The following is a 16463-nucleotide window of genomic DNA, read 5'->3' on the forward strand; positions in this document are numbered from 1 at the left end:
CGGAAGCGTCGATCTTCTGGAAGAAGTCCGGCGTCGTGACCGCCGAGTACGTCTCCTCGCCGATGATGAAACCGTCTGGTCGAATGGCCAGAAGATCACCATCCGCAGGGCCACCAAATAGAACCCTACGGGATCGTCGGCGTGAAAAGCCTTGCCGCAGGCGAACTGCTGCGCTCGCTGGTCTATCCGGTCAAGGGCTCGGAGGTGTGCCGGACCGGCAGGTTTGAACTGGCGCTTCAGCGCTGCGGTAATAACCTGCTGGTCCGGTCCGGCTGTCTTTAGGTGCTGTTGCCGGCCTTGCCGGGCGTGCCGTCGTTGCCGGCTACACCCGGGTTGCCGGGTGTGCCAAGCGGCGCTTTGCCGCCCACACCGCCGTTGCCCTTAGAGCCGGCAACGCCCGCGGTGCCCCCGGTGCCGCCAGCCCCGACTGTGCCGCCCTTACCGGCTGCACCAGGCGTTCCGGCGTTGCCGCCGTTGCCACCGTTGCCGCCGTTGGGACCGGTGCCGCCGTCGCCGCCGATGCCGCCGATGCCGAAGCCATCGCCACCGTCGCCGCCGATCGCTCCGCCCGCGCTGCCGCCGGCGCCGCCGGCGCCACCGTTGCCTGCCTTTCCGCCGTTGCCGGACGTGGGTCCGCCGGATCCGCCAGCGCCGCCGGCGCCGCCAAGTCCGCCGTTGCCGGCGGTGCCGGCGTCGCCGCCCTTGCCGCCATTCGGGATGGCCAGGGTGCCGTCGACCCCCTTGGCGCCGGAGCCGGGGGTACCACCGGCGCCTGCTGCGCCGCCGACGCCACCGGCTCCGCCGTTGCCGGCGCCGAGGGCATTGCCGCCTGCGCCCGCGGCGCCACCTGTGCCGCCGGTGCCGCCGTCGCTGCCCTTGGCGCCTGGGGTCGCGGCGTCGGGGCCGTTCCCGCCAGTGCCGCCGACGCCGCCGTCGCCGCCGATGCCGCCGTTGCCGGAGATCGAACCGCCGTTACCGCCGAGCCCGCCGGTGCCGCCCGCCCCGCCGTTGTTGCCGGTGGTGCCGGCCACCCCGGCGCCGCCCTTACCGCCGTTGCCGCCGTTACCGATGTTGCCGCCGGCTCCGCCGTTGCCGCCGTTTCCGCCGTTAGCGCCGGCCGTGACGGGGTTGAAGCCAGCCCCACCGTTGCCGCCGTTGCCGACAGGACCGACGACCGAGGTGCCGCTGGCGCCGTTGGTGCCGCCGGTGCCGCCGGTGCCTGCGTTGCCGCCGCCGCCGGCCGTTCCCACGTCGCCGCCCTTGCCGCCGACTCCGCCGTTGACGTTGGTAGCGGTGCCGGCCGCGCCGTTGCCGCCGTTTCCGGCCGTGCCAGCGTTGCCGCCGGCGCCTGCGCTCCCGTTGACGCCGACCGAGCCCGCGCTGCCCTTCCCAAGGACGGTGCCCGCGGCGCCGGCGTTACCGCCGTTGCCGCCGGCGGCGCCGTTGCCGCCGCTACCGCCGTTCTGACCACCGCCGATGCCGGTGCCGAAGCTGTTGATGTCGGCGACGCCGTTGCTGCCGGTCGTGCCGTTGCCGCCGCTGCCGCCGAGAGCGCCGGTCCCGCCGTTGCCGCCGCTGCCGGCGTTGCCGGAGATCGCGCCACCATTGCCGCCGGTGCCGCCGTTGCCGCCGCTACTGCCCGCCACACCGGCGGTGCCGGAGGAGCCGGGCGTGCCCGGGGTGGTCCCGTTGGTGCCGGCGATGCCGTTGCCACCGTTGCCGCCGGTGCCGCCGTTGCCGATGTTGCCGCCGGCGCCGCCAGCGCCGCCGTTGCCGCCGTTGACGCCCACCGTGGTGGAGGTGAAGCCGGTGCCGCCGTTGCCGCCGTTGCCGACCGGACCGGTGACCGAGGTGCCGCTGGCGCCGTTGGTGCCGCCGCTGCCGCCGGTGCCTGCGTTTCCGCCGTTACCGGCCGTTCCGACGTCGCCGCCCTTGCCGCCGGCCCCGCCGTTGACGTTGGTAGCGGTGCCGGTCGCGCCGTTGCCGCCGTTACCGGCGGTGCCTGCGTTGCCGCCCTTGCCGCCGCTGCCGTTGACGCCGGCCGTGCCCGCGCTGCCCGTGCCCAGAACGGTGCCCGCGGCCCCGGCGTTGCCGCCGTTGCCGCCGGCGCCGCCGTTGGCGCCGCTGCCGCCGTTCTGGCCGCCGCCGATGCCGGTGCCGAAGGAGTTGGTGTCGGCGACGCCGTTGCTGCCGGTCGTGCCGTTGCCGCCGTTGCCACCGAGAGCGCCAGCGCCGCCGTTGCCGCCGCTGCCGGCGTTGCCGGAGATCGCGCCACCATTGCCGCCGGTGCCGCCGTTGCCGCCGCTACTGCCCGCCACACCGGCGGTGCCGGAGGAGCCGGCTGTGCCCGGGGTGGTCCCGTTGGTGCCGGCGATGCCGTTGCCACCGTTGCCGCCGGTGCCGCCGTTGCCGATGTTGCCGCCGGCGCCGCCAGCGCCACCGTTGCCGCCGTTGACGCCCACCGTGGTCGAGGTGAAGCCGGTGCCGCCGTTGCCGCCGTTGCCGACCGGACCGGTGATCGAGGTGCCGCTGGCGCCGTTGGTGCCGCCGGTGCCACCGGTACCTGCGGTACCGCCTGCGCCGGCCGTTCCGACGTCGCCGCCCTTGCCGCCGACCCCGCCGTTGACGTTGGTTACGGTGCCGGTCGCGCCGTTGCCGCCGTTTCCGGCGGTGCCTGCGTTGCCGCCCTTGCCGCCGCTGCCGTTGACGCCGGCCGTGCCCGCGCTGCCCGTGCCCAGAACGGTGCCTGCAGCCCCGCCGTTGCCGCCGTTGCCACCAGCGCCGCCGTTGGCCCCGCTGCCGCCGTTCTGGCCGCCGCCGATGCCGGTACCGAAGGAGTTGGTGTTCGAGACGCCGTTGCTGCCGGTCGTGCCGCTGCCGCCGTTGCCACCGACAGCGCCGGTCCCGCCGTTGCCGCCGCTGCCGGCGTTGCCGGAGATCGAGCCACCGTTGCCGCCGGTGCCGCCGTTACCGCCGCTACTGCCGGCCACACCGGCGGTGCCGGAGGAACCGGCCGTGCCCGGGGTGGTTCCGTTGGTTCCGGCGATGCCGTTGCCGCCGATGCCGCCGTTGCCGCCGTTGCCGTAGGTACCGGCGTTACCGCCATTGCCACCGGTGCCGCCGTTGACGCCCACGGTGGTGGAGCTGAAGCCCGCCCCGCCGTTGCCGCCGTTGCCGACTCCAACGAATGCGGCGCCGTTGCTCCCGTTGCTGCCGGTGGTGCCCTTGCCGCCGCTGTTGGTGCCGCCGGTGCCGCCCTTGCCCACGATCGCGGCTCCGCCGTTGCCGCCGTTGCCGCCGTTCGGGTTGGCCAGGGTGCCATCGGCGCCCTTGCCGCCGTCGCCCGGAGTTCCGGCCTTGCCTCCGTTGCCGGCCGCACCACCGTTGCCGTCGGTTCCGCTCGTGCCCTTGCCCAGGGCGACGCCGCCGAGTCCGGCGTTGCCGCCGTTGCCGCCGTTGCCACCGGTTCCGCCGGTGCCGCCGTTCTGGCCGGCGCCGTTGTTGACGCCGTTGACTCCCGCCGAGCCGGCGACGCCGTCACCGCCATTGCCGCCGAGGGCGCCGATGCCGCCGGTGCCGCCCTTGCCGCCGTTGCCGAGGCCGGAACCGGTACCGCCAACGCCGCCGTTGCCGCCTGCGCCGCCGGCCATACCGGCGGTGCCGCTGGCACCTGCGCCTACTCCTGCGGTGCCAACGGTGCCGGCCGAGCCGTTTCCGCCGTTGCCACCCGCCCCGCCATTGCCCTGGCTGCCGCCCTTACCGCCGGCCCCACCGTTGCCGCCGGCCGTGCCGGGGTTGGCAGCGGTCTGGTTGTAGCCATTGCCGCCGGCTCCGCCGTTGCCGGTTGTGCTGCCGAGGGTCGCGCCGTTGGTGCCGGTGGTGCCCGCCTTGGTGTTGGAGGTGCCGCCGGTCCCGCCGATGCCCGGGGTTTCGTTGCCGCCGTTACCGCCGTTGCCGCCGTTCGGGTTGGTGACGGTGCCGTCGGCGCCCTTACCGCCGTCGCCCGGGGTTCCGGCCTTGCCGCCGTTGCCGCCGTTGCCGCCGGTGCCATCGATGCCGTTGTTCAGCGGGTTGGTCGCGGTGCCGCCGACGCCGCCGTTGCCGCCCTTACCACCGTTACCGCCGATGCCGCCGTTGCCGCCGTTCTCGCCGCTGCCGATTCCGGTGCCGTACTGGTCTACGTCGGGGATCCCGATGTCGCCGGAGAGACCATTGCCGCCGGCGCTGCCGTTGGCGCCGGTACCGCCGGCGCCGCCGGTTCCACCGTTGCCGGAAATCGAGCCGCCCTTGCCGCCTGCACCGCCGTTGCCACCGTTGCCGCCGGCGCGGCCGTCGCCACCAGAGTCGCCCAGAGTGGCTGCGTTGTCCCCGGCCAGGTTGGTGACGCCGTTACCACCGGCGCCGCCGGTGCCGCCGTTACCGATCGAGCCGCCGTTTCCGCCGTTACCGCCGTTACCGCCGCTCGCGCCCTGGGTCAGCGGGTTGTAACCCGCCCCACCTTGACCACCGTTACCGGCGGGACCGACGACCGATGCGCCGCTGGTACCGCTGGTGGGAGTGCCCGTACCGCTGCCCGCTGCGCCGCCGGTGCCCGCGATGCCGGCGTCGCCGCCGTTGCCGCCGTTGCCGCCGTTGGGGAGGGCTACGGTGCCCAATGCGCCGGCGCCGCCATTACCCGGGGTGCCGGCCTTGCCGCCGTTGCCGCCGTTGCCTGCCGTGCCGGTGGTGCCTGCCGAACCGGTCCCGTTGTTCAAAGCGCCCGCAACGCCGCCGTTGCCGCCGACCCCGCCGTTGCCGCCGTTGCCGCCGTTGCCGCCGTTTTGACCAGCGCCGCTGTTGACCCCCTGCACACCGGCCTTACCGCTGACGCCGTTGCCGCCGGCGCCGCCGTTCGAGCCGTTGCCGGCCGTGCCGCCGCTGCCGGCGTTGCCGGCCGAGGTGCCGCTGGCGCCACCGGCGCCACCGTTACCGCCGGCACCACCGGATTGGCCGGCAGTGCCGGAGTCACCGGACTTGGTGCCGTTGACGCCCGATTTGCCGGCTGTGCCGTTGCCGCCGGCGCCGCCGTTGCCGCCGCTGCCGATCGTGGTGCCACCATTACCGCCGGCACCACCGTTGCCACCGCTCTTGCCCGGGTCGGTGGCGGGGTTGTAGCTGAAGCCCTTGCCGCCGTTGCCGCCGTTGCCGAAGGTGCCTGCGGGCAGGCCGCCGTTGCTGCCACTGGCGCCGTTGACGGCGCCCTTGCCGCCGTTGCCCAGGCTGCCGGCCGTACCGACCTCGCCGCCGTTGCCTGCCTTGCCGCCGTTGGGGTTGAAGAAGGTCCCGTCGCCACCATTGCCGCCGTTGCCGCCGAGGCCGGTGTTGCCGCCGTTGCCGCCCTTGCCGCCGTTGCCGTCCGTGTAACCGAGACCAACCGCTTTGCCGGCGGTGCCGCCGGTGCCGCCGTTGCCGCCGTTGCCGCCCTTGCCGCCGTTGCCGCCGAAACCGCCGCCGGAGCCGTCGCCGCCGTTGCCGGCGGTGCCGCCGTCGCCGCCGTTACCCGCGTCGCCGCCGTTGCCGCCGTTGCCGCCGGAAGTGCCGCCGAGGCCGCCGCTGCCGCCGTTGCCGGCGGCGCTTCCGCTGCCGCCGCCGGTTCCGACGCCGCCATTGCCGTTCTCTCCGACGCCAGCAGCACCGTTGCTGCCGAGTGTGCCGATGGAGCCGCTGCCGCCCTTGCCGCCGGTCCCGCCGACGCCCCACTGGCCGGCGTTGCCGCCAGCGCCACCATTGCCGCCAGCCTTGGTCGGGTCAGTGGAGTTCCAGCCTGCCCCGCCGGTGCCGCCGTTGCCGGCGATGGTCGTGGGCGTGGCACCGGTCTTGCCGGTGGTGCCGGACAGCAGGCCCTTGCCGGCCGCGCCGCCGCTGCCGCCCGCGCCTGGGTTGGCGCCGTTGCCGCCGACGCCGCCGGTCGGGTTCGCGGCGGTGCCCGCTGCGCCGGTGCCGCCGACGCCGCTCACCCCGCCGAGACCGCCGTTCCCGCCGTTGCCGCCGTTGCCGACGACGCCGACGGTGACGGTTCCGGCGTTGCCGCCCGCGGCGCCGGCGCCGCCGACTCCGCCGTTGCCCGCGTTGCCGCCCTTGCCGCCGTTGATGCTGAAGTCGCCGGTGCCGCCCTTGCCGCCGACGGCGCCGATGCCGCCGTCTCCGCCGTTGCCGCCGTTGCCGCTGTTGCCGCTGATCGTGCCGCCGTTGCCGCCGTTGCCCGCGGCGCCGCCCTTGCCGCCTGCGCCACCGACGACGCCGTCCAGGCCGGGGCCGCCGGTAGCGCCGGTCACGCCAGTGCCACCGGTGAAGCCGTTACCGCCGTTACCGCCCTTGCCGTATTGGCCGGCGTTGCCGCCGTTTCCGCCGGCGTAACCGGTCTGGCCGGCACCAGGCAGGCCGAAGGCATTGCCGCCGTTGCCGCCGTTGCCGGTCATTGCAGTGGAATCCGCACCCTTGGCGCCGTTGGCGGAGGGGCCCAGCAGACCTTGGCCGCCGGTACCGCCGCTGCCACCGAGGCCGGAATTGCCGCCGTTGCCGCCAATGCCGCCACCGGTGTAGCCGTCGCCACCGGCGCCACCGGCCCCGGCATTTCCGCCGGCGCCGCCGTTGCCGCCGAGGCCGCCGAGGTTGAGCAAGTTGGCGGCACCGTTGCCGCCGGTGCCGCCGTTTGCGCCGCTGCCCGCATTGCCGCCGTTACCGCCATGCCCATCCGCGGAGCCACTCTTGCCGCCGGCTCCGCCGTCGCCGCCGCTGCCGCCGGCCTGACCGGTGCCGCCGTTGGCGCCGAGGGTCGCTCCGTTGGTGCCCGTCGCTCCGGCGGCGCCGTTGCCGCCCACACCGCCCTTGCCGCCGTTGCCGTAGAGGCCGCCGTCACCGCCGGCGCCGCCCTTGCCGCCGTTCGCGCCAGGCGTCGTGGCGTTATAGCCGTCGCCGCCGTCGCCGCCATTACCGCCGCTACCGACACCGGTGAAGGTGGTGCCGGTGGTGCCGTTGCTGCCCTTGGCGCCAGAGCCGACGCCGGTTCCGTTGACGCCGCCACTTCCACCGGTGCCGCCGGCGCCGCCGTTACCCGGGCTACCGCCCTTGCCGCCCTTGCCGCCGGCGGGGTTGTTCAGGGTGCCGGCCGCGCCGTTGCCGCCGTTGCCCTGGTAGGTGCCGGAGCCGCTGTTGCCGCCGTTGCCCGCGTTTCCGCCGGCGGCACCGAGTCCCGCGGTGCCGTTGGTGGCCGTGCCGCCGGCGCCGCCGGCGCCGCCGTTCCCACCGATTCCGCCGCTTCCGTTGCCGCCGCCGTTCTGGCCGCCGCCGATCCCGTTGCCGTAGGCGTCCACATCCTGAACACCGTTCTGGCCGTTCACGCCGAGTCCGCCGTTACCGCCGTTGCCGGCTTTGCCGCCGATGCCGCCGTTGCCGCCGTCGCCGATCACGGTGCCGCCGACGCCGCCCGCGCCGCCGGCGCCGCCGTTACCGCCGTTGCCGCCGTTGCTACCGGCAGAGCCCGAGTTGCCGTTGTTGCCGCCGGCGATTCCGTTGGAGCCACTGCCGCCGACGCCACCGGTGCCGCCGTTGCCGTTGGTGCCGCCGGTACCGCCCTTGCCGCCGGCCCCGCCGGCGAATCCGTTGCCGCTGGCGTCGACGGCGTTGGGGTCCCAGCTGTAGCCGACGCCGCCGTTGCCGCCATTGCCGGACTTGGCGGTGAAGCTGGCGCCCTTGGTCCCGTCGTTGCCGCTGGCGCCACCCCCGCCGTCGAGACCGCCGGTGCCGCCAGCGCCTGCGGTGCCCGCGTTGCCACCATTGCCGCCGTTGCCGCCTGCGGTGCTGGTGGAGATGCCTGCGGCACCGTTGCCGCCGCTGCCGGTTGCTCCCGCAGCCCCGCCGTTACCGGCGTTACCGCCGACGCCGATATTGCCTGCCGTGCCGTAGATCCCGGAAGTGCCGCCGACTCCGCCGGCGCCTCCATTGCCGCCGGCCCCGCCGTTGCCGCCGTTGCCGCCGTTCTGGGCCCCACCGATACCGGTGCCGTAGTTGTCCAGGCCGGACACGCCGTTGCCGCCGTTGCTGCCGGTGCCGCCGTTGCCGCCGTCGCCTGCGCGGCCGCCCTTGCCGCCGTCGCCGCCGTCGCCCAGGTTGACGCCGGCAGCACCGCCGGCGCCGCCCTTACCACCGGCACCGCCAGCGCCGCCGTTGCCGCCGTTGTCGCCGTTGGCGACGCCGTTGCTGCCGGCCGCGGCGCTCACGCCGTCGCCGCCGTCGCCGCCGGTTCCGCCGTTGCCGTAGTTGCCGCCTACACCGCCGGCGCCACCGTCGCCGCCCTTGGCACCGGCGGCAGTTGAGGTGAACCCGGCGCCGCCGTCGCCGCCGTTGCCGCTGGGTGTGGTGGGCAGCGAGCCGTCGAATCCGTACTTACCGAAGCCGACGCCGCTGCCGTTGCCGCCGCCGGTACCGCCCGCGCCGATGGTGCCCGCGTTCCCGCCGGCACCGCCCTTGCCGCCGTTGGGGTTGGTTGCCGTGCCTGCGGCGCCATCGCCGCCACTGCCACCGGGACCGGCGTCGCCGCCGTCGCCTGCGGCACCGCCCAGGCCGGACGTACCCGCGATGCCCTTGGTGGAGGTACCGCCGGTCCCGCCGATACCGCCGCTACCACCCTTGGCGCCGTTACCGCCGGCACCGCCGTTTTGCCCGGCGCCGGTGCCGTTGCCGTACAGGTCCTTGCCGGTTTGGCCGATGGAGCCGTCGGCACCGGTCCCGCCGTCGCCGCCGCTACCGCCAGTGCCGCCAGCGCCGCCGGCGCCACCGTTGCCCGCGTTCACGCCGGCCTTGCCACCGCGACCGCCGTTGCCACCGGACCCACCGGCTTGGGCGTCGCCGCCATTGGCGCCGGGGACGACGCTGTCCGTGCCGTCGACGCCCGCGACGCCGTTTCCGCCGGCTCCGCCATTTCCTCCGTTGCCGTAGTTGCCGCCGGAGGCGCCGTTTCCGCCATTGCCGCCGATGCCGCCGGAAACTTGCGGGTTGAAGCCGGCGCCGCCGTTGCCGCCGTTGCCGACGATGCCGGTGATCCCGGAGCCGTCGGCGCCCGCGATTGCGGTGCCGCCGCCGCCGTTGGTGCCACCGAGACCACCCTTGCCGACAGCGCCAGCGTTGCCGCCCCTACCACCGTTGCCGCCGTTGATGTTGGTGCTGGTCCCTGCCGCGCCGTTACCACCGTTGCCGGGTGTGCCGGCGTTGCCGCCCTTGCCGCCGACGCCGCCGTTGCCGTTATTGCCCGCGCTGGCCCCGGCTCCGCCGGCTGTTCCGCCCTTGCCGCCCGCGCCGCCGACCCCGCCGGTGCCGCCTGCGCCACCGGCGCCACCGAGCTGGCCGCCGCCGATGCCGGTCCCGTAGTTGTTCTGGTCGCTGACGCCATTGGCGCCGGTGATACCGGTGCCGCCCGACCCGGCTAGGCCGCCAAAGCCGCCGCTGCTGGCGTTTCCGCCGTTGGCGTTGGTGCCCGCAGTGCCCGCGACGCCGCCGTTTTGCGCTCCCGCGGCCCCGCCGGTGCCGCCGTTGCCGCCGTTGCCGCCGGTACCACCCGCGCCACCGTTGCCACCGGCATAACCGGCGCCGAAGTTGATGCCCGAGGTCCCGTTCGAGCCGGCCACCCCGGCGCCGCCGTTACCGGCAGTGCCCGCGTTGCCGCCGGCACCGGAACTGCCGCCATTGCCTGCGGTGCCTGCGCCAGCGGCGCCGTTTGCCAGGCCCGCCGCGCCACCGGCGCCACCCGAGCCACCATTGCCACCATTGCCGGCGTTACCGCCGTTGGTTCCCGACCCGCCGATGCCCGGTGTGGCTGCTCCGATGGTGCCGTCCAGGCCGTTACCGCCGCCGCCACCGACGCCGCCAGCGCCGCCGAGGCCGCCGGAGCCGCCCTTGAAGGCCGCGGTGCCCGAACCCGTGCCGCCGGCGCCGCCGGCGCCACCCGTGCCGCCGGCCGTGCCGTCGGAGCCATTCGGGTTGGCGCTGTTGACGCCGTTGCCGCCAAGGACGCCTGCCGCGCCGTTGCCGCCGTTGCCGCCGTTGCCGCCGTTGGCGCCGGTGCCCGCGGCACCAGTCGCGCCGGCCGCGCCACCGGTGCCACCGGTGCCTGCTGCGCCACCGCCGCCGCCGGCACCGAAGGCTCCCGCGTTACCGCCGAGGCCACCAACGCCACCGGTGGTGTTGGTCGTGGTACCGGCTACGCCGTCACCACCGTTACCGGCCGCACCGGAGTTGCCGCCCTTGCCGCCCGCTCCACCGCTGCCGTTGGCGCCCGCGGTCCCACCGGTACCACCGGTGCCCGCAGTGCCGCCGTTGCCGCCCTTGCCGCCGGCGCCACCGGTACCGGCGGTCCCGCCGTTACCACCGTTCTGGCCGCCGCCGATGCCGGTTCCGTACTTGTTGGTGTCGGCTACGCCGTTGGCGCCGGTGACACCGGCACCACCGTTGCCGGCCGCGCCGCCGGCACCACCGGTGCTGGCCGCGCCGCCGCTGCCGTTGGCGCCCGCGGTCGCGCCGCTGCCGCCCGCGAGGCCGCCGTTGCCGCCCTTACCGCCGTTGCCGCCGAGTCCGCCAGCTCCGCCGTTGCCGCCTGCGGCGCCGGAGTCGCCGCTACTGATGCCGCTGAGGCCGTTGGCGCCGAGCCCGCCGACGCCGGCGGTGCCCGCGGCGCCGCCGCTGCCGGCCGCGCCACCGTTTCCATTGGTGCCGGTGGTCTGGCCGCCCGCGGCCGTGCCCGCGGTGCCACCCTTACCGCCTGCGCCGCCGTCAGCACCGCTGCCTGCGGCGCCGCCATTCTGGCCGGCTCCGACACCCGTGCCGTACTGGTCGACGCCGGACTTTCCGGCGCTGCCCGCGACGCCGGAGCCGCCCTTGCCGCCGACGCCGCCGGTACCGCCGGTGCCGCCTGCGCCGGTGGTGGTGCCCGTTCCGCTGGCCGTTCCACCGTTGCCGCCGACGCCGCCCGCGCCGCCGACCGTGCCGCTGGTGCCGCTATCGCCAGCGCTGACGCCGTTGGTGCCTGCCGTGCCGGCCAGGCCGTTACCGCCCGCGCCGCCTGCGCCGCCGTTGGCGCCGGTGCCGTTGACGGCAGTGGTGCCGCTGCCGCCCGCGCCGGTGCCGCCTGCGCCGCCGGTACCGATCGCCCCGGCGTTGCCCCCGAGGCCGCCGGCGCCGCCGTCGATGAAGCCGGTGACGCCGTCGGCGCCGCGGCCGCCGTTGCCTGCGGTGCCGGCGTTGCCGCCGGTCCCGCCGTTGCCGCCGGTGGCGTTTGCGCCCGCCGCGCCGCCGGTTCCGCCGGTGCCCGCGCCTCCGCCGGTGCCTCCGGTACCACCCGCGCCACCCTGGCCACCGGCGCCGCCGTTGCCGCCGGCGATGCCTGCTCCCGCGTTGACCCCGGCCACACCGGCCGTGCCGATGAGCCCAGCGCCGCCGTTGCCTGCCGCGCCGCCGATACCGCCGGCGCTCGCGGCGCCGCCGTTGCCGTTGGCGCCTACGGTCGCGCCGGCTCCGCCGATTGCGCCGCCGTTGCCGCCCTTGCCGCCGCTGGCTCCGTTACCGCCGGCGCCACCGTTTCCACCGGCGTAGCCGGCGTTGCTGTTGAGACCGGCGATGGCGTCGTTGCCGGCCGCACCTATGCCGCCCTTGCCAGCAGTGCCTGCAGCGCCACCATTACCGGCAGCGCCACCGTTTCCGTTGGCGCCGGTGGTCTGGCCGCCGGCGGCAGTGCCCGCAGTGCCGCCCTTGCCGCCCGAGCCGCCGTCGGCACCGGCACCGGCGTTACCGCCGGCTTGCCCGGCAGTGCCGGCGCCGCTGGTGGCGACCCCATTGAGGCCGTCGATGCCGGAGCCGCCCTTACCGCCGACGCCGCCGGTACCGCCGGCGCCGCCCGCGCCGGTGGTGGTGCCTGTTCCGCTGGCCGTACCGCCGTTGCCGCCGGCCCCGCCGTTGCCGCCGATGGTGCCTGCGGTGCCATTCGCGTTGCCGCCGTTGACGCCGTTGCTGCCTGCCGTGCCGGCCAGGCCGTTACCACCCGCGCCGCCCGCGCCGCCGTTGGCGCCGGTGCCGTTGACGGCGGTGGCGCCGTTGCCTGCCGCGCCGGTGCCGCCTGCGCCGCCGGTGCCGATCGCTCCGGCGTTGCCGCCCAGACCGCCGGCCCCGCCGTCGATGAAGCCGGTGACGCCGTCAGCGCCGCGGCCGCCCGCTCCGGCCGTGCCGGCGTTGCCGCCGAGTCCGCCGTTGCCGCCGGTGGCGTTGGCGCCCGCCGCGCCGCCGGTTCCGCCGGTGCCCGCGCCACCGCCGGTGCCGCCGGTACCACCCGCGCCGCCCTGGCCACCGGCGCCGCCGTTGCCACCGGCGGTACCTGCGCCTGCGTTGACCCCGGCCACACCGTTGGCCCCGGTGAGCCCGGCGCCGCCGTTGCCTGCCGCGCCGCCGGTACCGCCGGCGCTCGCTGCGCCGCCGTTGCCGTTGGCGCCCGCGGTCGCGCCGACTCCGCCAATTGCGCCGCCGTTGCCGCCCTTGCCGCCGCTGGCTCCGTTACCGCCCGCGCCGCCGTTGCCGCCGGCATAGCCGGCATTGCTGTTTAGACCGGCGATGGCGTCGTTGCCGGCCGCACCTATGCCGCCCTTGCCGGCGGTGCCTGCCGCGCCGCCGTTGCCGGCCGCACCGCCGTTGCCCGCGCTACCGGCGATGGGTCCGGTCCCCGCGGCACCGCCGTTGCCGCCCGAACCGCCAGCAGCACCGGCACCGGCGTTGCCGCCGGCCTGCCCGGCAGTGCCAGCGCCGCTGGTGGCCACTCCGTTGAGTCCGTCGATGCCAGAACCGCCGGCCCCGCCGACGCCGCCCGTGCCGCCGGCGCCACCATTGCCGGCTTTGGTCGCGAGACCGCTGGCGTTACCACCGGCACCGCCGGCCCCGCCGTTGCCACCGATGGTGCCCGCGGTGCCATTCGCGTTGCCGCCGTTAACGCCGTTCGTGCCCGCCGTGCCGGCCAGACCATTGCCGCCGATGCCACCGTTGCCGCCGTTGGCGCCGGTGCCGTTAGCGGCGGTGCTGCCGTTGCCTGCCGCGCCGGTGCCACCTGCGCCGCCGGTACCGATCGCTCCGGCATTACCGCCCAGGCCGCCTGCCCCGCCGTCGATGGAGCCGGTGACGCCGTCGGCGCCGCGGCCGCCGTTGCCTGCGGTGCCGGCGTTCCCGCCGAGTCCGCCGTCGCCGCCCTTGGCGCTGAGGCCGGCCGTGCCGCCGGTTCCGCCGGTGCCCGCGCCACCGCCGGTTCCGCCGGTGCCGCCTGCGCCACCGTTTCCTCCTGCGCCGCCGTTGCCGCCGGCGATGCCTGCGCCCGAGTTGACCCCGGCCACACCGTTGGCCCCGGTGAGCCCGGCGCCGCCGTTGCCTGCCGCGCCACCGATACCGCCGGCGCTCGCTGCGCCGCCATTGCCGTTGGTGCCTGCGGTCGCGCCGACTCCGCCGGCGCCGCCGCCGTTGCCGCCCTTGCCGCCGTTGGCGCCGTTACCGCCGGTGCCACCGTTTCCACCGGTGAAGCCGGCGCCGTTGTTGACCCCGGCGGTGCCATTGGAGCCTGCAGCGCCTGCGCCGCCCTTGCCTGCGGTGCCCGCCGCGCCGCCGTTACCGGCCGCGCCACCGTTGCCTGCGTTACCGGCGATGGGGCCGGTGCCCGCGGCACCGCCCTTACCACCGGAGCCGCCGTCGGCGCCGGCGCCGGCGTTGCCGGCGTTCTGCCCGGAGCCACCTGCGCCTGTCGTGCCCACTCCGTTGAGGCCGTCGATGCCTGAACCACCGGCCCCGCCGACGCCGCCGATACCGCCGGCGCCGCCGTCACCGGCCTTGGTTCCGAGACCACTGGCGTTACCGCCGGCACCGCCGGCACCGCCGTTGCCGCCGATGGTGCCGTTGGTGCCATTCGCGTTGCCGCCGTTGACGCCGCTGGTGCCCGCCGTGCCGGCCAGGCCGTTACCGCCCGCCCCACCGGTACCGCCGTTGGCGCCGGTGCCGTTGGCTGCAGTGGCGCCGCTGCCGGCCGCGCCTGCGCCGCCTGCGCCGCCTGCGCCGATCGCACCGGCGTTGCCGCCCAGGCCGCCGGCGCCGCCGTCGATAAAGCCGGTGACGCCGTCGGCGCCGCGGCCGCCGTTGCCTGCGGTGCCGGCGTTGCCGCCGAGCCCGCCGTTTCCGCCGGTGGCGTTGCTACCGGCGCTGCCGCCGGTTCCGCCGGTGCCCGCGTTGCCGCCGGTTCCGCCGGTTCCGCCCGCGCCACCCTGGCCGCCGGCCCCGCCGTTGCCCCCGGCCTGGCCTGCGCCCGCATTGACTCCGGCCACGCCGGCGGAACCGGTGATCCCAGCCCCGCCGTTGCCTGCCGCGCCGCCGACACCGCCAGCGCTCGCTGCGCCACCGTTGCCGTTGCCGCCCGCGGTCGCACCGACTCCGCCGGCGCCGCCGCCGTTACCGCCCTTGCCGCCGCTGGCGCCGTTACCGCCGGCGCCACCGTTTCCACCGGTGAAGCCGGCGCCGTTGTTGACCCCGGAGACGCCGCCGGAGCCGGTGGCGCCTAGGCCGCCCTTGCCCGCGGTACCTGCCGCGCCGCCATTACCGGCCGCGCCACCGTTACCCGCGTTGCCAGCGATGGGGCCGGTACCTGCCGCGCCGCCCTTGCCGCCTGCGCCGCCGTCGCTGCCTGCGGCGGCGTTGCCGCCGGCCTGCCCGGATCCGCCGGCGCCGCTGGTGGCCACGCCGTTGGTGCCGTCAATGCCTGAGCCGCCCTTGCCGCCCGCGCCGCCGCTGCCGCCGGCGCCGCCGTCACCGGCTTTGGTTCCGAGTCCGCTGGCGTTACCGCCGGCACCGCCGTCGCCGCCCTTACCTCCGGCGGTACCGAGGGTGCCGCTGTCGCCTGGGTTGACGCCGTTGGTTCCTGCCGTGCCGGCCAGGCCGATGCCGCCAGCCCCGCCGGCGGCGCCGTTTGCGCCGGTGCCGTTGGCGGCGGTGGTGCCGTTGCCTGCCGCGCCGATGCCGCCTGTGCCGCCCGTGCCGATTGCTCCGGCGCTGCCGCCCTTGCCGCCTGCGCCGCCGTCAATCGCGCCGGTGATGCCGTCGGCGCCGCGGCCGCCGGTTCCGGCGGTGCCGGCGTTGCCGCCGAGTCCGCCGTCGCCGCCCTTGGCGTTGACGCCTGCGGTGCCGCCGGTTCCTCCGGTGCCGGCGTTGCCGCCGGTTCCGCCGGTTCCACCTGCGCCACCCTTGCCGCCGGCGCCGCCGTCGCCGCCGGCCTGGCCTGCGCCGGCGTTGACTCCGGCGACGCCGTTGGCGCCGGTGATCCCGGCACCGCCGTTGCCTGCCGCGCCGCCGACACCGCCGGCGCTCGCTGCGCCACCGTTGCCATTGGCGCCTGCGGTCGCACCGACTCCGCCAGCCGTACCGCCGTTGCCGCCCTTGCCGCCGTTGGCGCCGTTACCGGCCGCACCGCCGTCGCCGCCGGTGTAGCCGGCGCCGTTGTTGACTCCGGAGATGCCGATGGAGCCGGCGGCGCCTGCGCCGCCCTTGCCTGCGGTGCCCGCGGCGCCGCCGTTACCGGCCGCGCCACCGTTGCCTGCGTTACCGGCGATCGGGCCGGTGCCTGCGGCACCGCCCTTGCCGCCTGCGCCACCGTCGGCACCGGCACCGGCGTTACCGCCGTTTTGCCCGGAGCCGCCAACGCCGGTCGTAGCCACTCCGTTGAGGCCGTCGATGCCTGAACCACCGGCCCCACCGACGCCGCCGATGCCGCCTGCGCCGCCGTCACCGGCCTTGGTTCCGAGGCCGCTGGCGTTGCCGCCGGCCCCGCCGTCGCCGCCCTTGCCGCCGATGGTGCCGTTGGTGCCATTCGCGTTGCCGCCATTGACGCCGTTGGTGCCGGCGGTGCCGGCCAAACCGTTACCGCCTGCGCCGCCCGCGGCGCCGTTGGCGCCGGTGCCGTTGTCGGCGGTGGTTCCGGTTCCAAGTGGGCCGGTGCCGCCTGCGCCGCCGGTGCCGATCGCTCCGGCGTTGCCGCCCTTACCGCCGGCTCCGCCGTCGATGAAGCCGGTGACGCCGTCGGCGCCGCGGCCGCCGGTGCCTGCGGTGCCGGCGTTGCCGCCGAGTCCGCCGTCGCCGCCCTTAGCGCTGAGTCCTGCGGTGCCGCCGGTGCCTCCGGTTCCCGCGGCGCCACCGGTTCCGCCGGTGCCACCCGTGCCGCCCTTACCGCCGGCGCCACCGTCGCCGCCGTTCTGGCCTGCGCCGGCGTTGACCCCGGCCACACCGTTGGTACCCGTGATGCCCGCGCCGCCGTTGCCTGCCGCGCCGCCGATACCGCCAGCGCTCGCTGCGCCACCGTTGCCGTTGGCGCCTGCGGTCGCGCCGACTCCACCCGCCACGCCGCCGTTGCCGCCCTTGCCGCCGCT

Annotated in this window: 2 protein-coding genes; one reads left to right on the top strand and one right to left on the bottom strand. The window is 76.7% G+C overall.

The genetic code is table 11. From position 1 onward, the window contains the following. Window positions 1-141 precede the first annotated feature (141 nt). A complete protein-coding gene (locus ACZY1I_RS31825; protein ID WP_463761608.1) occupies window positions 142-282 on the top strand; it encodes a hypothetical protein in 141 nt (46 codons plus the stop codon). Here the strand turns inward: ACZY1I_RS31825 and ACZY1I_RS31830 are convergent. Continuing rightward, the gene (locus ACZY1I_RS31830) at window positions 279-16436 is read right to left on the bottom strand and encodes a hypothetical protein (protein ID WP_463761610.1); all 16158 of its coding nucleotides are present in this window, start codon (window positions 16434-16436) and stop codon (window positions 279-281) included. The genes ACZY1I_RS31825 and ACZY1I_RS31830 overlap by 4 nt on opposite strands. Window positions 16437-16463 lie beyond the last annotated feature (27 nt).

The organism is Mycobacterium sp. IDUB_37, from assembly GCF_055419245.1.